Annotated in this window: 18 protein-coding genes; 9 read left to right on the top strand and 9 right to left on the bottom strand. The window is 42.1% G+C overall.

Going from position 1 to position 18,617, the window contains the following annotated elements; genetic code table 11:
• Positions 1–111 precede the first annotated feature (111 nt).
• From AC5JMF_RS31375 to AC5JMF_RS31365, 3 genes are all read left to right on the top strand, one after another.
• Complete coding sequence (locus tag AC5JMF_RS31375; RefSeq protein WP_495799618.1) at positions 112–300, top strand: CPXCG motif-containing cysteine-rich protein; 189 nt, start codon at positions 112–114, stop codon at positions 298–300.
• Positions 301–319: 19 nt separating this feature from the next.
• Positions 320–763 (top strand): SRPBCC family protein, encoded by a 444-nt coding sequence (locus tag AC5JMF_RS31370; RefSeq protein ID WP_495799617.1) that lies wholly within the window; start codon positions 320–322, stop codon positions 761–763.
• A 189-nt stretch (positions 764–952) separates the two neighbouring features.
• A complete protein-coding gene (locus AC5JMF_RS31365; protein WP_495799616.1) occupies positions 953–2,623 on the top strand; it encodes a purple acid phosphatase family protein in 1,671 nt (556 codons plus the stop codon).
• Positions 2,624–2,714: 91 nt separating this feature from the next.
• Here the strand turns inward: AC5JMF_RS31365 and AC5JMF_RS31360 are convergent, their stop codons facing one another.
• From AC5JMF_RS31360 to AC5JMF_RS31335, 6 genes are all read right to left on the bottom strand, one after another.
• Entirely contained in the window at positions 2,715–3,011 is a 297-nt protein-coding gene (locus tag AC5JMF_RS31360) for a CU044_2847 family protein (protein WP_495799615.1), read from the bottom strand.
• A 659-nt stretch (positions 3,012–3,670) separates the two neighbouring features.
• Positions 3,671–4,405 carry a peptidylprolyl isomerase gene (locus AC5JMF_RS31355; RefSeq protein WP_495799614.1) on the bottom strand — a complete coding sequence of 245 codons (735 nt, stop codon included), beginning with the start codon at positions 4,403–4,405 and terminating at the stop codon, positions 3,671–3,673.
• Between the two features lie 319 nt (positions 4,406–4,724).
• Entirely contained in the window at positions 4,725–4,997 is a 273-nt protein-coding gene (locus tag AC5JMF_RS31350; RefSeq protein ID WP_495799613.1) for a DUF4347 domain-containing protein, read from the bottom strand.
• A 147-nt stretch (positions 4,998–5,144) separates the two neighbouring features.
• Positions 5,145–5,831, bottom strand: a complete 687-nt coding sequence (locus tag AC5JMF_RS31345) for a PEP-CTERM sorting domain-containing protein (protein ID WP_495799612.1) — start codon at positions 5,829–5,831, stop codon at positions 5,145–5,147.
• A gap of 80 nt (positions 5,832–5,911) precedes the next feature.
• Positions 5,912–8,524 (bottom strand): ELWxxDGT repeat protein, encoded by a 2,613-nt coding sequence (locus AC5JMF_RS31340; RefSeq protein WP_495799611.1) that lies wholly within the window; start codon positions 8,522–8,524, stop codon positions 5,912–5,914.
• 365 nt (positions 8,525–8,889) lie between these two features.
• Entirely contained in the window at positions 8,890–9,264 is a 375-nt protein-coding gene (locus AC5JMF_RS31335; protein ID WP_495799610.1) for a c-type cytochrome, read from the bottom strand.
• Between the two features lie 208 nt (positions 9,265–9,472).
• Here AC5JMF_RS31335 and petG point away from each other — a divergent pair, with 208 nt between their 5' ends.
• The gene (petG, locus tag AC5JMF_RS31330) at positions 9,473–9,586 is read left to right on the top strand and encodes a cytochrome b6-f complex subunit V (protein ID WP_096553423.1); all 114 of its coding nucleotides are present in this window, start codon (positions 9,473–9,475) and stop codon (positions 9,584–9,586) included.
• Positions 9,587–9,656: 70 nt separating this feature from the next.
• Here the strand turns inward: petG and rsmD are convergent, their stop codons facing one another.
• Both rsmD and hisH read right to left on the bottom strand, forming a co-directional pair.
• Complete coding sequence (gene rsmD, locus AC5JMF_RS31325; protein ID WP_495799609.1) at positions 9,657–10,202, bottom strand: 16S rRNA (guanine(966)-N(2))-methyltransferase RsmD; 546 nt, start codon at positions 10,200–10,202, stop codon at positions 9,657–9,659.
• Between the two features lie 135 nt (positions 10,203–10,337).
• Complete coding sequence (gene hisH / locus AC5JMF_RS31320; protein ID WP_495799608.1) at positions 10,338–10,973, bottom strand: imidazole glycerol phosphate synthase subunit HisH; 636 nt, start codon at positions 10,971–10,973, stop codon at positions 10,338–10,340.
• Positions 10,974–11,031: 58 nt separating this feature from the next.
• On the opposite strand from hisH, the gene AC5JMF_RS31315 reads away from it, so the two are divergent.
• The 5 genes from AC5JMF_RS31315 (at position 11,032) to AC5JMF_RS31295 (ending at position 17,551) form a co-directional block, all read left to right on the top strand.
• On the top strand, positions 11,032–11,544 hold the full coding sequence (locus AC5JMF_RS31315; protein ID WP_495799607.1) for a pyroglutamyl-peptidase I family protein: 513 nt from the start codon (positions 11,032–11,034) through the stop codon (positions 11,542–11,544).
• Positions 11,545–11,879: 335 nt separating this feature from the next.
• On the top strand, positions 11,880–13,238 hold the full coding sequence (locus AC5JMF_RS31310) for a DUF3370 domain-containing protein (RefSeq protein WP_495799606.1): 1,359 nt from the start codon (positions 11,880–11,882) through the stop codon (positions 13,236–13,238).
• Between the two features lie 391 nt (positions 13,239–13,629).
• Positions 13,630–15,714, top strand: coding sequence for an S-layer homology domain-containing protein (locus tag AC5JMF_RS31305; RefSeq protein WP_495799605.1), 2,085 nt, complete (start codon positions 13,630–13,632; stop codon positions 15,712–15,714).
• Between the two features lie 2 nt (positions 15,715–15,716).
• Positions 15,717–16,415 (top strand): phosphorylase family protein, encoded by a 699-nt coding sequence (locus AC5JMF_RS31300; protein ID WP_495799604.1) that lies wholly within the window; start codon positions 15,717–15,719, stop codon positions 16,413–16,415.
• A gap of 215 nt (positions 16,416–16,630) precedes the next feature.
• A complete protein-coding gene (locus tag AC5JMF_RS31295) occupies positions 16,631–17,551 on the top strand; it encodes an ATP adenylyltransferase family protein (RefSeq protein WP_495799603.1) in 921 nt (306 codons plus the stop codon).
• Between the two features lie 71 nt (positions 17,552–17,622).
• Here the strand turns inward: AC5JMF_RS31295 and AC5JMF_RS31290 are convergent, their stop codons facing one another.
• On the bottom strand, positions 17,623–18,501 hold the full coding sequence (locus AC5JMF_RS31290) for an Rpn family recombination-promoting nuclease/putative transposase (RefSeq protein WP_495799602.1): 879 nt from the start codon (positions 18,499–18,501) through the stop codon (positions 17,623–17,625).
• Positions 18,502–18,617: the final 116 nt, after the last annotated feature.

The raw sequence follows: 18,617 nt of genomic DNA, 5'->3' as shown, positions 1-18,617 counted from the left end.
GAAACACAATTCCCCACTCCCCACTCCCTCCGGGAGCGGGGGCCCCGAGTTCCCCAGTCCCCAGTCCCCAATCCCCAATCCTCAATCCCCACTCCCCACTCCCCATTACAGATGCAAACAACAGCAGAGTATTACTGTGCCTATTGTGGCGAACCAAACCTAACTTTTGTTGATTTAAGCGCAGGGGCACAGCAATCTTATGTGGAAGATTGTCAAGTTTGCTGTAACCCCAATATCTTATATGTCCGGATGGATGAAGACACTCTAGATATTGAGATTGATACAGAACCCGAAAGCTAAATTTTAAGTTTTTCTCTCCATGCTGCACTTTATACATTCCTCAGTGATTAACGCACCTACAGAAGTAGTTTGGAAATTTCACGAAAGACCAGATATTCTGCAACTGCTAACTCCACCTTGGCAACCAGTCCAAGTAGTTCGCCGTGAGGGTGGGCTGGATGTAGGTGCAATTACAGAATTTCGCCTTTTTCTTGGGCCGTTACCCTTAACTTGGTTAGCACGACACACCGAACACGAAAAATATCGCTTGTTTACCGACGAACAGATATCTGGGCCTTTTGAGTCTTGGGCGCATCGACATGAATTTAAACCGGAAAATGGCAACACCAAGTTAACTGATAATATTTCATTCTCCATGCCTGGTGGACAATCAGTTGAATTTATTAGTGGTTGGTTAGTGCAAGCTCAACTAGAGGCTATGTTTCGCTACCGTCACTATGTCACAAAACGTGAGTGCGAATAAGAAGGCGACAAGGCTAAATTTATGTAGTGAACTTCAGTAAAATTGTATCGCTGCTGATCATTGGTTTAACCTAGCTTTAAATTTATCACTGTATAATTACTTGGGCACATGTTGCCCAGAATTATCATGGTCAGAAAACAACTTCTAACGGCTGTTCTTACATTTTTCATCTGTCTTAACCTGGCAAGTATGCATTCATTAGGGCAAACAACTACGAACTCATCACCCCAACTACTGACTGATCCATTTTTGCAATTACCAACTGAAACCTCAGTGCGAGTGGTGTGGTTTACTGAGTTTGCTGGTACTAAACACACAGTCACCTACGGCGAAAATCTTCAGCAAACTGCTAGGGCAATTACAACTAAACTTAGCCGTACCCGTGAAGATCAGCAATCGAGAGTAGGCAACCAAACCCAAAACGGACAAGTTTATCAGCAACCTGTGAAACGCGACATTTGGCGACACGAAACGGAGGTAACTGAGTTAACTCCGAGTGTCCGGGTTTCTTATCGCGTTACTAGTGTGCGAGAAGATGGAGAGAGTGTTAGCAGCGATGTTTTTACCCTTACACCTACGCCAAAACCAGGTACACCGCTGAAAATTTTACTGACTTCTGACCATCAACTCAAGGCGATGACAGCGGCAAATCTGCAACAGGTTGTGAAGACAGTTGAACGAGTAGATGGGGTGTGGTTTGCTGGTGATTTAGCCAATACACCCGATCGCGCCTCAGAATGGTTTGATGATAATCGGGGTGGTGCGTTATTTCCCGGCTTACAAGGTCGTGCCAAATATGAAATTGACCACAATGGCGTCAAGACAACCTACACTGGTGGACAAATAATTCAACATGCACCAATGTTTACCTGTATTGGTAATCATGAAGTAATGGGAAGGTTTACCAAAACCAGAGGTTTAAATAGCGAATTTGATGATGCAATTCCCCGAAAAGTTGCTCAAAAACTATATAGTGGTAAATCTCTGATTGATCATTCTTTTAATACTATTACCTATGAAGAACTTTTCACCTTACCAACAAGTAAAGAAGGTGGAAAAAGATACTATGCAGTTAGTTTTGGTGACGTGCGTTTAATAGTACTTTATATTACTAATATATGGCGTTCTCCTAGCTTAGAGGGCAAGTATAAAGGTAGATATAGAGAATCAGAAAAAGATTTAAATCATCCAGAGAATTGGGGTCATGGACAGCTAATTTTTGAGCCAATTAGCAAAGGCAGTAAGCAATACAATTGGTTAGCAGCAGAACTTAATAGTCCTGAATTTAAACAAGCTAAGTATAAAGTTATGATGTTTCATCATCCACCCCATACTTTGGGTGATAACATTGTTCCTGCTTATACAGACCCAGTACAAATAATTGAAAAAGATAGCGATCGCGACATTAAAGCTGTACGTTACGAATACCCTAAAGACGCTGATTATATTATCCGCGATGTTGTCCCTCTATTAGAAGCCGCCGATGTGCAACTTGTATTTTACGGACATTCTCATTTGTGGAACCGCTTTGTGAGTCCCAGTGGTATGCATTTTCTAGAAACATCTAATGTTGGTAATACCTATGGTGCTGCCTGGGGTAACAAAAAGCGAGAAGTGCCAGTTGGATACCAAGAAGATTATGTTGCACTTGGCGATCCTAATGGATTAAAACCCATAGTACCAACAATTGCTCCTCTATTAGGTGAAGATGGTCAACCTCTGCCATACATCGCCAGCAATGATATTACCGTTTTTAGTATTTTTGATACAGGTACAGGTACAGTTAATAGCTATCGTTTTGATACGCGCAAACCCGATTCTGAGGTATTAAAATTTGACCAGTTTAAATTAAAATCGTAAATATAAATCAATAAGTAGCTGGGCAAAATTAAATTCATTCGTAGAGACAGGGAACAGGGAATGCTTAACAGGAAAATAATATAGTACTTAATTAGCCCCATTCTAAAGTAATCTCTATATTAGCTGTAGAAGTACCTTTGACAAGTAGAGGTATAAGTTTACCCGATTCAATACCAATATCTATACCAAATCTGACACTTGCCTTATCTGGCTTAACTTTTTGTAATGTTTCGGCAATTTCCTTACTAAGAGATTCTATACCTACAGTTACTTCGTTAAAAGGTCGAGTTTGAAAATTTATTTTCCGTTCACCAATTGGTGTTGCTTCAACTCTAATATTTGTACCATCAGTAAGTTCTACTGAAATAATTCTAGTTTGGAATTCCATTTTTGTTTGACTGCGTTACTCTGCCTTTATAACATCATTTTACTTAAGGCTAAAACTCTATTTCAATGTCAAATTGTTTGACGTAGACGTGGGTAAAGCAGCGCAGCCTTGAGATTTCACATGAATAATATCATGTTCGCTTGAAGACTTATCTTTAGGGGTGAACTACAGGGCAAACGCATCTAAAGTACTGCCGATTATGACCAAAATTAAGAACCAACGAAAAAATCAGGATTTCTCGTTTGATTTACTTTCCAAGATTTAAAGCGATGCCTATGGCAAGCCGCAGAGCGTCTACGCTAAAATCTTTGTCAATAAGCAGGGACTGATGACATTATTTTGAAGTTTATTGAGAATATACTAGTCTTATTGACATGATGCGGTCGCCCTGGGTTAACGCAAAGACCGGGAACGCGGAGAAATTTTCATAAGCATCTACTAGCGTTTCAAGGCTAAAACGGTGTAATAGCCGTAGGTTGGGTTAAGCAAAGCGAAACCCAACACTAATATCCATGTTGGTTTACCCTGCGGGAAGACGCCCGGAGGACGGCTACATTCCTCAAACGCCAATCGAAACAATCAGGTCTAAAACCGGACTTCGTCCAAAGTTTTTGGTTCTGGCCATAAATCCCCGTTACAAAAACGGACTCCTGCCTTCGTTAGGAGCTTGTTTGTGAATCAGATATGATTTTCTTTTGTTGTTCTTGTAGCCAAGCTTCAAAGAGTTCATTTAGCAAGCGTGCTTTCATGGGTTCATCAAGTTGTGCGGGAATAAATTTTTCCAAGCGCAAAATCACAAACCATTCAGCGATACGAGTCGGGGGTGAAACTTGGCCGGGTTGAATGCTAGAGAGCATTTGCACCATAGCCGGATGTAGTGCATTCAATTCAATTGGCCCTACTAAACCGCCTGTTTGAGCCTCTGGCCCAAGAGAGAATTCCCGCGCTACTTCAGCAAAAGATTTTTCTTTATCTTGAATGCGGAAGTAGAGTTCTTGAGCAATGCCTACATCTTGAGTTCGCAGTAGAGAATAAATTACTTTGTCCAGTTTTGTCTTGCACTGAAAAAAGTAGGATTCTAGTTTATGACTCCAAGTAGCTTGCTTAAATTTTTCAATTTTCAGTCTACGAGTGGTGACAGCTTCTAGTTGACTAGCACTCAAACCTTGATAGGTCATCCAAGCTTGCACCTCAGCTTCATTTGTCAGCTGTTTTTCAGTAAAAAAATGCTGCTGAGCTTGAGCTACTTCTTCAGGCGTACACTCTACTAGTGCGATCGCTTCGTCGATGATCAATTCCCGCTGCAACTGTGGTAGCATTTGGTAGCTTGCCAGTAAAGGAACTACCTCACTCGCCGCAATTGTACGATTACCAATATAGATCGCTTCAGTCATTAGCTTTTGTGAATTTCAAAAATATTGGATCTTTTCAAGAAGCTGTTCTTGAGCTATCTTGCCAGAGGTTTTAGGCATATCTCACTGAGCCAAAGCTCAGTAGACATTGTTTTGTGAAAATTAAAAGTAACTTTAGACACACTTTACGAATATACAATTTATTTGAGTTTTTATCAAAGATTGTACGTATTTGGCAATGAAAAGTTTTATCGAAGAAGGGAACGGAGAACAGGGAACACTTCGACATTTATTGACAAATCTTAAACAATAATGTAAGAAATGTTTAAAATTTGTCAATAAGTGACTATGATTATCTAGGTTATTGGTCGCTTAGTACAAGCTCTTTCGATTCTGCTGTCATCGACTGGGATGATGGTGATATATGCAAGCTGTTAACTTTTCCTGTTTGTTTCAGCAACACTTGACTAATTTGTGCTATGGTGTCTCGCTTGGCATCCAAGATGATTACTTCTGTGTCGGGTAGCACACCTGCTGCTAAGCTTTGGTAATCTTTGACTGCGGAATCGATAAATACAAGGCGACTTAGAGATAGTTGCTTTGTTGGGAATTGAAGTGTATTAGTGATTAACATTGCAAAATCCGTAAATATTTTGACAAAATTTCACCAAAATAATTTGATTGCAGGGAATTAGGTAAGTAGAGGCGATCGCCCCTACTCATATTATTTAGTATTGGCGATCGCTGTATGCTGGTAACTTCTAAAAAATTAAATTCGTGTCTACGCAGACATTTTTTTCCGCAACCGTCGCATACCAACACCAAAACCCAGTGCTGTTAGTGAACCCAAGATAGTCAAAGGTTCGGGAACAGTTTCTAAATTAGCCTTTGTTAACAAAAAGGTTGACGAGGTTGTGTAGTCATCTATATCTACAACTCCAAAACCTATGGTGTAAGTTCCTGCTTTTCTGAAATTGTAAGTATAGCTATTGGCAAAGGATGCATTGGTATAGTCAGCTAGCTTGAAGACTCTGTTGTTGACGAAGAAAAAGCCAAAGTCTTTATTGACAGTCTCTTGGGTACTAAAAGACCAATCAAAACTGAATTTTCCCCCATCTTCTACAGTAACTAAAGATTTGATTGCTGAGCCTTCAAATGCTTGGCCATCGATATCTAGGGCGCTATCACCTAAGCCAAGAAAGGCTTGTAAATCTGGGTTAGGACTAGCTTCACCTGCTGGTTGGCCTGATACATTGTAAAAACCAGAGGGTTTAGGGTCATCATCTTGTTGGATGGCATCATTGGTTAGGAAAACTAAACCAGGCTGAGGCAGAACATCACCAAATTTCTCCCAAGTGCTGAAGTCTACGCTAGCAGCTTCTGAAGGACTTGTGGTTATACCCAAGCTAGCTAGGGTAACGATGCTTACACTCAAAGTGGAACGTTGGATAAATCGGGAAATTGACATAAGATTCCTTAACAGAGATTTTGTAAATGAAGTCAACAACAAATACTCGTTAGCGTGCAACTAAGGAGTAAGCCTAGAACTTAAAACACGAAATTATTCGCGTTAGCTAAAGTCGCTTGGTTTACACCTTGCACCGTCACTAAGGGTGTAGGACGACTGCGACCCCCTGAACCATCAGGGTCAATTAGCACTGTGGTATTGCTACCAGCAGTACCAAAACTTAAATAACCGCCAGAAATGGCATTGCTGTAGTTAGCATTACTAACACTCAAACTCTGGAACAGTTGCCTCAAGACAATTTGGTCTTTACCAGCAACAAAGTCAGTAATTGTATCTCTAGCATCCCGCAAACTTGTGTAGAAAAACCAATCATTGCCACCACCGCCAGTGAGGATATCTGCCCCTTGAAAGCCAGTGATGATATCGTTTTTATTTGTACCTGTGAGAATGTCACGACTGCTTGTACCTTTTTTGCTGCCGTTGAAGTCGTTGTCGGCAATGGTGAGTGTTGCAGAGGTTTTAGATGTATCTATGTCGTAGCTTGAGCTACTTCCAAGGGATAGGATGACAGTTTCGTTAATTTCGAGAAAGGCATCATCTACTGGAGTGATGGTGATGTCTACAGAGGTTTTGCCTGCGGCGATCGCCACGCTACCGCTAAGATTGTTGTAGTCGCTACCTTGAGTACCTGTGCCGCCAATAGTGTAATCAACGGTGAGGGCTGCATTCGTATTGCCAGTGCGGCTAATTCGGAATTTACCAGGGTCTGTGCCTGCTTCTTTGGCGTTGGCGTCAATGGCAGTGATACTAACAGTGTATGGTGTAGGCTTGGTGTTCAATGCCCATAACTGCATTCCATTTATGCCATCATCAACAGCAAAGTAGAGTATACCGTTGACGTTGGTTAACAGCGAGGGATTAGAACCTTTAGATCCTGGGTTGATGTTTTTAACCAAGACAGTTCCAGCAGTGGTACCATCACTCTTCCACAGTTCCGTTCCATTTATACCGTCGTCTACAGTGAAATAAAGCGTACCATTAACATTGGTTAATCTAGAGGGATTTCCTGTAAAAGAATCAAATCCTGGGTTAATGTCTTTAACCAAGACAGTTCCAGCAGTAGTGCCATCACTCTTCCACAACCCAACCCCATTTTTGCCATCATTAGCAGAGAAGTAGAGTGTATCGTTGATATTGATTAACCAAGAGGGATTGGAACCATCAGACCCTGGGTTAATGTCTTTGACTAGTTTTGTGCCATTCTCTGTGCCATCGCTCTTCCACAATTCATATCCATACTTACCGTCAATACTTCCGAAGTAGAAAGTGCTATTGATGTTAGTCCATTCAAAAAAAACACTGATATCTTCTTTAATAAGGACGGTTCCACTCTCTGTGCCATCACTCTTCCATAACCCACGTTTGTAATCAACAATACCGGAGTAGTCTTGAGCATAGAAGTATAAAATACCATTGACGTTAGTTAACAGGGAGAGACTATAACTACCAGAACCTGGTATGATGTCTTTGACTAGTATAGTGCCACTCTCTGTGCCATCACTCTTCCACAGTTCGCTTCCAGTTTTGCCATTGTCAGCAGTGAAGTAGAGTGTACCGTTAACGTTAATCAAACCATAACTAGAACTAACAGGGCCTGGTATGATGTCTTTGACTAGTCTAGTGCCACTCTCTGTGCCATCGCTCTTCCACAACTCATATCCATAATTGTTATTGTAGGGATAAAAGTAGAGTGTACCATTGGCTTCAGTCAAGAACAGAGGAAAAGAATTATCACGTCCTGGGTTGATGTCTTTGACTAGTCTAGTGCCACTTTCTGTACCATCGCTCTTCCACAACTCAGACCCGTTGATGTCGTCTTTAAAAATAAAGTATAGGGTATCATTGACACTGATTGGATAGGGTTCGTAAACCTCAAACTCTACATTGATTTGATCTTTAACCAATACAGTTCCACTCTTTGTACCATCACTCTTCCATAACTCAACTATGTTGTCGTTACCTGTGTTAGAGAATGTGTTAGAGAAAAAGTAGAGTGTGCCATTGACATTGGTGAGAGAGTAGATACGACTGTAAGCACCTGTAGACCCACCAGGCAAAATATCTTTCACTAAATATGGCTCAGCTAGTACAGCACTATAAGCTTCTAAGGTAGCTGGCACAAAGGCAAGTGTAGCAGCGATATTTCCCGTCATCACCTCCAGTTCCCAGTCACCCCCCTTGGCAGCACTCCCGGTATAGTCATCTGATGCTGCTACATTTGCACCTGTTAATTCACTCAACTGCTGCACAAATGCCTTACCTGCATTAGTTCGGGCAACTTCACAGCCATACAGTAGTACGCAAGCATCATTTGTTAAAACATTCGCCCAGTCCATCAATTGCCCAGCATATAAGTTGAGGGTTTGTTGACTCAGTTGTGTGTTACCTAAATAAACCTTACCTGGTGCGCCGTGAGAGACGATATGCAAGCTATTAACTTTTTGTGGCCATCCCAGTAAAACTTCACTAATTTGGGCTATGCCATCTCGCTTGGCATCTAAGATAACCACTTCTGTGTCTGGTAGAACGCCTGCTGCTAAGCTTTGGTAGTCTTCGACTGCTGAATCAATAAATACAAGCCGAACCGTTGATTGTTGTCTGATTGAGCGTTGGGGTATATGGGTATTTGCCATGAGAAAAATCCTAAGTAAATATAAGTGTTCATTCAAACGCCACAGTGCCACTAACTAACAGAAGTTGTGGCGGTATAGCTTTTATTAAGGCTGTTGAACTGTTAAATTGATTTCACACCTAGATAGGCAAGATACCTATCCCACGAAAGCTTGATTTTTCTATACTGTCGTTATTGGGATGACAGTGTATAAGTGTACAAAATAAATAGTGGTTACGTATTTTTACTAGCAAAAATTTTATATATACTTGATAATTATGAAGCAATTGCAAAGTAACGTATGGTGCGATCGCTATTCACAAAAACTAGGGGTGCTTCGACTTCGCTCAGCAACCTAACCCCCATACGCCCACACCCCTTTGCCTATTACAGCGTTTCTAAATAGCTTAAAAGATCAGCCATTGCTTGGGTGCTGGGCTGGAATTTTGGCATTGGGGGCGTTTCACCACTAATCACTTGGCGAATTAATCGATACTCTGACTTTCGCTTTGAGACTGCTTGCAAACTGGGCCCTACCCGTCCGTCTGCTTCTAAACCATGACAACCAGCACAGTTGATTTGAAAAATTGCGTGTCCTTGAATAGGATCTCCCGTCAAGGAGAGAACACTCTTAACGTAGGGATCTGAGGCTCTAACCATCTGAACACCAAAAAAGCCCAGAGGCACTGCTAACAGTATCGCTAGAGCCAACAAAACGATCCGCTGCATCAGAATTTCGGGTTTGGTAATCTGGTTATCCAAAAGGTTTGCGGTGAAGTCTAAATGTACAGAAAAGTTTTCATTTCCTACACATAGCTTAAAAGTTCTTGATTGTGTCTGCAAGCACAAAAGACAATTTTCTAGTTATTCTTTCGGTACAAAAACGCTGTAGAGCGCGGGATTCATAAGAGATTTGGTAAAATCAAAAACAGGAAACAAATGTTTAATAATTGCAAAGAGGAAATTTACAGTGGTTGAACCCCTACTCTCAGGTATTGTCCTTGGTTTGATTGTAGTTACCCTCGGTGGACTGTTTTACGCCGCCTATAAACAATATAAGCGTCCCAACCAACTGGGGGGCTAAGGGCTAGGGATGAGGGAGCAGGGGCCGCGAGTTCCCCATTCCCTACTCCCCATTCCCTACTCCCCATTCCCTACTCCCCATTCCGATAAAAAGTCAAAGCTGTGTTGCCGTAAACTTTTTGGCGGCAAATCTCCCAAGTTGGAATTATTGAGGGTGTCCATCCTTGGGGACTGTGTTCAACTGCGATTTCGCCGCTAGGGTCTAAAAGCTGATAATCTGCGATCGCTTCTAATACTGCTTGATATAATCCGCTAGCATAGGGCGGATCAAAGTAAATTCTGTCAAATTGCTTTGCTGATAAGTTTTTTAGCTGCTTGATTGCATCTCCCTGCAATAACTGCCATTGCTGTTCGCCATCGGCTACGCGCTGCCAGTTTTGTTTGATGGTGGCACAGGCGCGGCTAGATTGCTCAATCCCCACTACAAAACCGGCTCCTCTACACAAAGCCTCTGCGCCCATTGAACCACTACCAGCGCATACATCTAGCCAGCGACAACCAGCAATTTCTCCTTGCCAAATATTAAACAGCGCCTCTCTTACCCGCGCACTAGTGGGTCTAGTTTCTCTACCTGGTAAAGTTTTTAGCTGACGATTCCCGTAAATTCTCAAACTCATTGGTTATCCCTTCTCCTGGCAAAGACGCTCTTGCTAGCAAGATCCCGCAGGGTATGACTTCGCTCAGGGCAAATAGTCATTGGTCATTAGTTTTGCACAAAGGACAAAAAACAAATGACGAAATTCAAATTAATATTATGCGGGGATTTTTTCTCGGACTTGAGCAACAAAATTAGACAAGATTTGCAGTCCGATATTAGAGGATTTTTCGGGATGAAATTGCACTGCCATCAAGTTTTCGTGAGCGATCGCAGCTGTTACAGTTTGATTACCGTGGGTAACAGTTGCAGCCCGAATTTGCGCTTCGATGGGGTCAACATAGTAAGAATGAACAAAATATACCCAAGGATTTGCTGGCAAATGCTCCCACAAAATGCTTTTTGGTTGAGTGAACTCCAGTTGATTCCACCCCATATGCGGGATGGTAATGTTAGGTTCTGGAATAAATCTTCGCACTTTGCCGCGAACAATTCCGAGTCCGGGTTGAGTACCTTCTGAACTAGATTCAAATAGAATTTGCAATCCTAGACAAATTCCTAAGAAGGGTTTGCCAGATGCAATCGCTTCTTTAATCGGTTGTTCTAAGCCTCGCGATCGCAAATGTTGCACTGCTGGATCAAATGCTCCTACTCCAGGTAAGACTATTGCATCTGCCCGTTCTAATTCTTTTGGAGAATAAGTAACATTCGGAGTTGCCCCAGCTTTTTCCAAGCCTTTGCAGACTGAGTGCAAATTTCCCATGTCGTAGTCTACGACTGCAATCACTGGCATTTACCTGCTCCTTGTAAATTAATTATGGAGGGTTTTTCTATTGTAAATAATATTCCTTATGAATAAAACAATTCTATTAACTTCTTTTGACACTTGGCTAGACGATCAACTGTCAAATTCTTCTGATGATTTATTACTAGAAGTTGCCAAACTTGAGTTGATACCACATGCTTTAACTTTTTTACGCCTGTTACCCGTAGATGTGGAGCTTGCTAGTTGTCAGGTAATTGCAAAAATCAATGACATTCAACCAGATTTCATCGTTTGTTGTGGCATGGCTGCCAGCCGAAAAAAATTAAGTATAGAAATCAATGCTAGCCACCAAGAAAGCATTTTGCAGACAGAAGTTAATTTAGAAGAATTGGTATCAGGAGCGACAGCAATTGAGATTAGCTCTGAGTGCGGTAAATTTGTCTGTGAAGGTCTTTATTATTCGGTGTTAGACTACCTGCGGCAAACCCAACTCGCTGCGCGTTGCATCTTCGTTCACGTTCCGGTTTTGCATCAGGAAAATTTGGGAGGAATTCTGGCCGATTTTGTATTAATTATTAACAAACTGGCACTTTTATAAACTAGACTTACACAACTGACAGATGTATCCTTCGTAAAAGGGAACAGGGAATAAGGAATAAAGGATAGGGAAATCTCCATAATTCAAATTAGGGGATTTGTACAAGGACGTATTTTTTCTGGCGCCGCGCGTCCCCCCTTAAAAATGTTTTTATTTTGTTCAAAAATTGAATTAGAGACACAACTCCCCGATATTTTGGCAGGTTTTTCTTACTGTTCCCCATACTTCTCCTGTCGGAGACGCTACGCGTAGCAAGATCCCCATAGGGGTACGACTTCGCTCAGTACAAGTTCCCTGTTCCCTACTCCCCACTCCCCACTCCCTACTCCCCATATATGTTTACATTGCTACTAAATTTTCTGATCGCACAATTAAATCCAGTCACGCCACCACCACAAGAAGTGGTACAACCACAACAAGTGCGTCCTTTATCAGGAGATTTAGATAAAGTAACAGTATTTAACAGTAATAGTCCTGAGTTGGTGTTGAAAGAAGGAATTTTACTTTCCACTTTTCCCCCAGATGGCAAAAAAGTGCCAACAGCACATCTAAATTTTCCCTTGAGAGGACGATTTGATATTTTTGCCCACCATGTTGCTAAGGCTGAACCACCAGAAAATTTACGCTCACTATATTTAGGAATAATTCTGCATAACCCTGGTGCCAAATCAGTAAAGGTAAATATCTTGCAAGCGGCGAGTTATTTGAGTCAACCGGATGCACCATTTATAGAGTTACCGCCCTTTATCCCCAATCCCCTGGGTACAGTTTTTGCTGGCCCAGGCGATCGCGTCATGTCCGAAGTGCTAAGAGGACGGCGACAAAATATTTTTCCTGCCCAAATTATCATTCCCCCAGGGCAGAGTCAGATGTTGCTAAATTTACCCATTCCTGTGAAGGGATTAACACCACCTTTAAATGGTCGGTCTACATTCATGCGACTGTGGAGTAATGGCAGAGTCTATGCAGCTAGCCTCGCCATGTTTGCACCGATCAATGCTGATGGTAGTGAGCGTCCGCCAACTCAACAAGAGTGGCAAAATTTACTCGATAACGGGGAACTGTCCGGGCCGCGAGATAAAATCCCTACTCCCCCAGAGGAAACTGGCAAACCCAGAGTCTATGGACGTGTAGCTGGAGTAGCCAGCGGTTCTCAATGGCGAGCCTTGTTAGTAGATAATCCTCAAGCCAAGCATTTAACTATTCCTAAACCCGGTGAAGTGTTTTCTTATGCCCTGAGTACGCTACCTGGTGGTAGCTTAGGAACTGGCCAAATTCAGAGTGCGCCCATGCTAGTACGCTATCCTGACACCGCATACCGCGCCCATGGCAATTATGGAATTCAATATAGTCTCAAGTTACCGCTATACAACAATACTCAAGCATCTCAAAGCGTGAGTGTATCCCTGCAAACGCCACTCAAAGAGGAGCAATTAAGTCAACCAGGGTTACGCTTTTTTAGTACCCCAGCCCGACCAGTATTCTTTCGGGGAACAGTGCGGGTACGTTACAGAGATGATAAAGGCGAACCGCAAACTCAATTTGTGCATTTAGTGCAAAGGAGGGGTCAACCTGGGGAACCCTTGGCATCAATAAATATGAAAGCAGGCGATCGCTCCCTAGTAGAAATAGACTTTCTCTATCCACCAGACGCCACACCACCGCAAGTATTAACCATCACAACTAAACCGTAGTAGCATAGGGCGTTGCTGAATCATGGGATGAAATTTGATGCCATGAAATATCAAACTCCTTACCCTCTCTGCGCCTCTGTCTTGAAAAGTTGAGCCACTGCGTTGGACGGGTTCCCCGGCAGCCGCGCAAGTGGCGTTCCTACGGAGGGAAACCCTCCTTCTCCTGACGGAGACGCTACGCGAACAGAACTTTTCGCTGCGACTCTGCGTGAGGTAAATCATCCCGAATTATGCAACGCCTAGCATGGCAAGCCTTAAACGTTAAACCTATCCCTACTCAGTTGTAAATTCTAAATGCATCTGCAAAGCACCAAAGAAAAAATCTAGAATATTCTGGTGACGCAAGTGTTTACTTCTACCAGAAAAACTATTAGTTGAGGTAGTAATCCCCATGCATCAGATTTACAAATGGCAGTCTGTCTCTGTACTCATAGTTGGATTAGGAATAATCATTAGTGCAGTTAAACCGATGATATTTGCAGCAACTCCACAAGTAGCTCAAACAACTGCTTTTAGTGATATTAAAGGTAACTGGTCGCAGTCATGTATTACACGACTGGCTAGTCAAGGTCTAATTGCTGGTTATCCAGATGGTACTTTTCGACCAAACGCGTCTGTAACTCGAGCAGAGTTTGCAGCAATGCTCAATAAGGCTTTCCCCAACGCGAAAAAGACTCGTAATGCAACGCGTTTTGTAGATATCCCCTCAAGCTATTGGGCTAATGGTGCGATCGCCAAAGCCTCCCAAACAGGATTCCTCTCAGGCTATCCCGGTGGGGTTTTCAAACCTAGTCAAAATATTCCTCGCGCTCAAGTTTTAGTAGCTTTGGTTAGTGGTTTAAACTACTCTTTGAGTCAGTCTCCCTCCATCACATTAGCTAATTTCGCTGACGCCAAAACAATTCCTAAATATGCCAACAATGGTGTTGCCGCTGCAACACAAAAACGCCTCGTTGTCAATTATCCTAATGTCAAATACCTCCGCCCGAATCAATCAGCCAGTCGGGCTGATGTATCGGCTTTCTTGTGCCAAGCTTTAGATAAACCTGGGCAAGCTTCTGGGGTTCCTGAGCAGTTTATTGCCGGCAGCAATACTGGTGGTAATGGCGGTGTGAACACTGGTAGCTTTGATTACTATGTATCTAGCAACGGTTCAGATAACGGTCGAGGTACAAAATCTTCTCCCTGGCGTACTCTCAACAAAGCTTTAACTTCTGTTCCTGCGGGAAGACAAGTTACTATTGGCATTGGCCCAGGGACTTTTGATTTAGGCGGCAAGGTTTCAGTGCCATCAGGAGTGAAGCTTGTAGGCTCAGGAATTGATGCAACTACGATTATGGGAGAAATGCGGCTGGTTAAAGTCAATGACGTTACTATCAGCAAACTGCAATTAAATGGCAATAAATATAAATATTCGACTGCTCTGTTTATTCGAGATGCCAAACGACTCAATATCGAGAATGTGGCATTTAACAAGTATGAATCTCAAGCAATAGAGATGGAAAGAATTTCGGATAGTGAGTTCGCTTATCTTGACATATTTGATTGCACATTCAATAAGCGCAAAGCTGGTGGAGGTGGCACACAATCAAGAGCAATTGATTTAGGGAATCTGACTAATGTCAACATTCATAATGTCACAATCAATACATTAACTCGTGGTGGTCAAGGAATTGGTTCCAATACTGACAAGTGGAAAGCTGGTATTAGAGGGCCAGGAACGGATGGTATATTTAGAAACGTTAAGCTTTACAATTTAGATATCAAAGTTGATGCTTGGAATGCGTGGCAAAATGGGTGGACTCCACAGATGGCTTTAGAACTTTATTCACATAAGTGCTATGGTTGCGAAGTTTATAATTCTACCTTCAACAGCACGGTATCTTTAGCGGTTCAGCCAACAAAAGAGCCGGTTAGCATCCGTGTACATCATAATTTGTGGTATGGAAACAACCCATATTATGCCTGTGAAGTAACTACCGACAATATCGAATTTGACCATAATTATATTCGTGGAGGCTCTTATTCAATTTCTTCTTTTGGCAATAAATATAGAAACTTGAATGTTCATCACAATGTTTTTGAAAAAACAAAAGGCCCCTTCTTGATTGGTATCTTGAACGACAAACGGGAAAATTTTAAGTTTACTAACAACACGATATACATTTCAGATAAAAAATCTCCACTTTTCCGATTCAAGAATGGACAAGCTCCGAACCAGCAGATTAGCAACAATATTTTCTACTCGCCTAATAAAATCAACAATTCGTTGGGTATTTCGATAGGTTTAGAAAATAACCTTTTCTACAACATTAAACCAGGAGGCGATCGCCCCATAACTGTTGATCCACAATTGAGACTTTCAGGAAGTGTACCTTCACCATACTACATGCCCAAAAACGGCAGTCCAGCAGATAGCCTCAATCTAGGCGCTATTCAACCAGGTAGTTCGGCCTGGGTGGTAGGCAAGAGATGAGTATGCCACTCATCCACAAAATTTTAGTACCGTCTGGTGCGGAATATAAAGCTGTTTGTCGCGGTTTAAAGGGCCTCAGAGGTGTAATGCCAACTGTCGTACCAATTCCGATGGGAATGAAGCCTCTAGCTCAATACTTGCAAAAAGGACAAGCGAGTGAAAACATTCACAATGAGCCACAAAACATACTAGTTATGGGTATTTGTGGCAGCCTGACAAAGCACTTTGTCGTTGGAGACGTTGTATTGTATCGAGATTGTGTTTATCAGGCACAAGTTCGAGAATGCGATCGCACTCTCACTACCCAGTTACACTCGCTCACACAACAAGATGTCTCTTTAGTCAAATCGTTAACAAGCGATCGCGTCATTGCTTTAGCAGGTGAAAAACTTCATTTGGCTACGACTTTAGAAGTTGACGTTGTTGACATGGAAGGATTTGCAGCTTTAGAGTTTTTCCAAGCAGCGGCAGGGGCAGTGGCAATGCTGCGAGTTGTTAGCGACGACTCTGGGCACGATATACCTGATTTATCATCAGCAATAAATTCAGAAGGTTCACTACAACCCCTACTATTAGCACTAAAACTCTTACAAGAACCGATTGCTGCAACTCGACTGATTCGAGGTTCGTTAATAGCACTAAAAGTGTTAGAGAGAGTGACAAATCAGCTTTTCGCTACCCTGCGGGAAACCACCATCTAGCTATACCCCCATGGCTAAGCTAATCTGCCTTGAACTTGCATAATCCTTTGCCTCAGAAAGACGCAAAGAGAAGTTGCTCAACGGGGGTTCCCCCCGTTGAGCAAACTTCGGAGGACGCGCTTAAGGGGAGACGCGGGGATGCAATTTGAATGATTATTAGCTTACAAAAACCTCTTAAATATCAAGACTTTTTCTGTATATTTTAATTACAAATTATGATGTTGAAATCAGGTAGTTTGTGGACAAGTGTCATCAAACAGACTGAGTATGCTCTACAGTGTGGAGCATTGCTTTCTATACCAACAGAGTTTGAATTTGTAGAACAAGATGGTGTGCATTTCTTAGTGCGAATTTTATCTAACCTTGCCCGCAAAGATGCAGCCAAACAAAAACGAGAAAAGCAAGCCACTTCCTCTGGTAAAGAGTTTAATCCTTTTCTTCCTTATGAAAAAGATTTATTTATTGCAGATATTTCTGATACCCATGTGTGTATTTTGAACAAGTTTAACGTTGTTGATTACCATTTGCTGTTGATTACTCGTGCCTTTGAGGAACAAGAAAGCTTACTGACTCAAGAAGATTTTGCTGCAATGTTGGCATGTTTGGCTGAGTTTGAGAGTTTGGCATTTTACAACAGTGGTAAAATTGCAGGTGCTAGCCAGCGACACAAACATCTACAACTTGTACCTTTACCACTTGCACCTTCTGGAGTGCAGATACCCATCGAACCACTGCTAGCATCAGCACAATTTCTCAATTCGATTGCAACTATACCAGGATTACCTTTTGCACATGCTTTTGCAAAATTAGATCCATCAACAGGAGCTGAAGCAACACTAGAACTTTATTACGCTTTGTTGCGTGCTGTGGGTTTAGGCACAGTTGATGGTAATGAGCAATCTGGTGCTTATAATCTGCTAGCAACGCGAGAATGGATGCTGATTGTACCGCGATCGCAAGAGTGTTTTCAATCTATATCTGTGAATTCATTGGGATTTGCAGGTGCGCTACTAGTGCGAAACGAGCAACAAATGCAGATTCTCAAAGACTATGGGCCGATGACTATCCTTGAAAGGGTTGCTGTACCAAATTTCATCAAGCTAAAAGCAGTTATTCCACCTGAAGAATTTGACTAGGCGATCGCTTACTGATTCTAGTTATCTTGCAGACAATGGTGATGCCTGCGGCGAGCTACGCCTACGCACTCTTAATTTTCAACTGCTTCTAACCAAACCGACAAATCAGCTAAACTGGCAAAATCTAACAGCGCTTCGCTCAAATCTTCGAGAACTGTTAAAGGTAAATCTAGGATAAGCGATCGCGTTTCCACAGACAATTCTCCAAATCGCTTAGTCAGCAGTCGGATAATCAGGTTAGCAGCTTCTTCTTTGCGTCCTTCTTTGCGTCCTTCTTTGCGTCCTTCTTTGCGTCCTTCTTCCTTAATTTCTCGATAAACTCTTGTTTCCTTGAGCGTTATTCCTAGCATCGACTCTACCTCGACTCGACTTAATGTTTCAAACTTGTACACCATAATGGTTGTCAGCATCTCTATTATGGCGCGACTCGTTGTTTCAGATACTTCTTGACTGGTTCTTGTCAACAAATACCTTGCTTCATCTGGTGCTTGTTCTGGTTCCACTGTAGTCAACACCGTTAGTGCTACCCATAAGGATAATTGACGAATGTCTCCCAATTCATCCAAATATATCCGATGTACTTGTCCGCCGTTGAGTAATGAGCGATGAGGATAAATATCATTTTGCTCAATGCTACGTGACGGGTAAATGATTACTACTTGCCAGTCGCTAAATCTGGCACGGTTACGGTAAAAATATAACCACGATTCTGCAAATACTCTTTCGTAAAGCTGTTCATCCCTTTGAAATTGGACTTCACAAAAATATACAGTACCTGGACTGGCATTTTCTGGTGGCAGAAATACACCATCGATTTCAAATTTGGGTTCTTTAACAGCTACGCAATCAAATCGATAAGCATCTGCATTTGTTGGCGGATTTGTCAATAACTCAAATAGCAAAGTCGGGGATTGTTGAAATAGTTTGTAAAAAATCGAGTCTCGGCGCATGAAGCATTTTATTTAATTTACCCTGCGATACATTTAATCATAGGGTATGCATTTAGGCACTTTAGACCTCTTGCATAAATATTTTTTTGTTGGGCTACGCCCCGCTTCTCTACGAG

It is taken from the genome of Desmonostoc vinosum (genome assembly GCF_059505385.1).
This window is presented reverse-complemented; position numbering and strand designations above follow the sequence as displayed.

Bases quoted from the DNA above. Each gene is read 5' to 3' on its own strand.
- rsmD (WP_495799609.1), bottom strand. From the start codon at position 10,202: ATGAGTTTGAGAATTTACGGGAATCGTCAGCTAAAAACTTTACCAGGT.
- hisH (WP_495799608.1), bottom strand. From the start codon at position 10,973: ATGCCAGTGATTGCAGTCGTAGACTACGACATGGGAAATTTGCACTCA.
- AC5JMF_RS31295 (WP_495799603.1), top strand. From the start codon at position 16,631: ATGATGTTGAAATCAGGTAGTTTGTGGACAAGTGTCATCAAACAGACT.
- AC5JMF_RS31340 (WP_495799611.1), bottom strand. From the start codon at position 8,524: ATGGCAAATACCCATATACCCCAACGCTCAATCAGACAACAATCAACG.
- AC5JMF_RS31360 (WP_495799615.1), bottom strand. From the start codon at position 3,011: ATGGAATTCCAAACTAGAATTATTTCAGTAGAACTTACTGATGGTACA.
- AC5JMF_RS31355 (WP_495799614.1), bottom strand. From the start codon at position 4,405: ATGACTGAAGCGATCTATATTGGTAATCGTACAATTGCGGCGAGTGAG.
- AC5JMF_RS31370 (WP_495799617.1), top strand. From the start codon at position 320: ATGCTGCACTTTATACATTCCTCAGTGATTAACGCACCTACAGAAGTA.
- AC5JMF_RS31375 (WP_495799618.1), top strand. From the start codon at position 112: ATGCAAACAACAGCAGAGTATTACTGTGCCTATTGTGGCGAACCAAAC.
- AC5JMF_RS31345 (WP_495799612.1), bottom strand. From the start codon at position 5,831: ATGTCAATTTCCCGATTTATCCAACGTTCCACTTTGAGTGTAAGCATC.
- AC5JMF_RS31305 (WP_495799605.1), top strand. From the start codon at position 13,630: ATGCATCAGATTTACAAATGGCAGTCTGTCTCTGTACTCATAGTTGGA.
- AC5JMF_RS31290 (WP_495799602.1), bottom strand. From the start codon at position 18,501: ATGCGCCGAGACTCGATTTTTTACAAACTATTTCAACAATCCCCGACT.
- AC5JMF_RS31300 (WP_495799604.1), top strand. From the start codon at position 15,717: ATGCCACTCATCCACAAAATTTTAGTACCGTCTGGTGCGGAATATAAA.
- AC5JMF_RS31350 (WP_495799613.1), bottom strand. From the start codon at position 4,997: ATGTTAATCACTAATACACTTCAATTCCCAACAAAGCAACTATCTCTA.
- AC5JMF_RS31315 (WP_495799607.1), top strand. From the start codon at position 11,032: ATGAATAAAACAATTCTATTAACTTCTTTTGACACTTGGCTAGACGAT.
- AC5JMF_RS31365 (WP_495799616.1), top strand. From the start codon at position 953: ATGCATTCATTAGGGCAAACAACTACGAACTCATCACCCCAACTACTG.
- AC5JMF_RS31310 (WP_495799606.1), top strand. From the start codon at position 11,880: ATGTTTACATTGCTACTAAATTTTCTGATCGCACAATTAAATCCAGTC.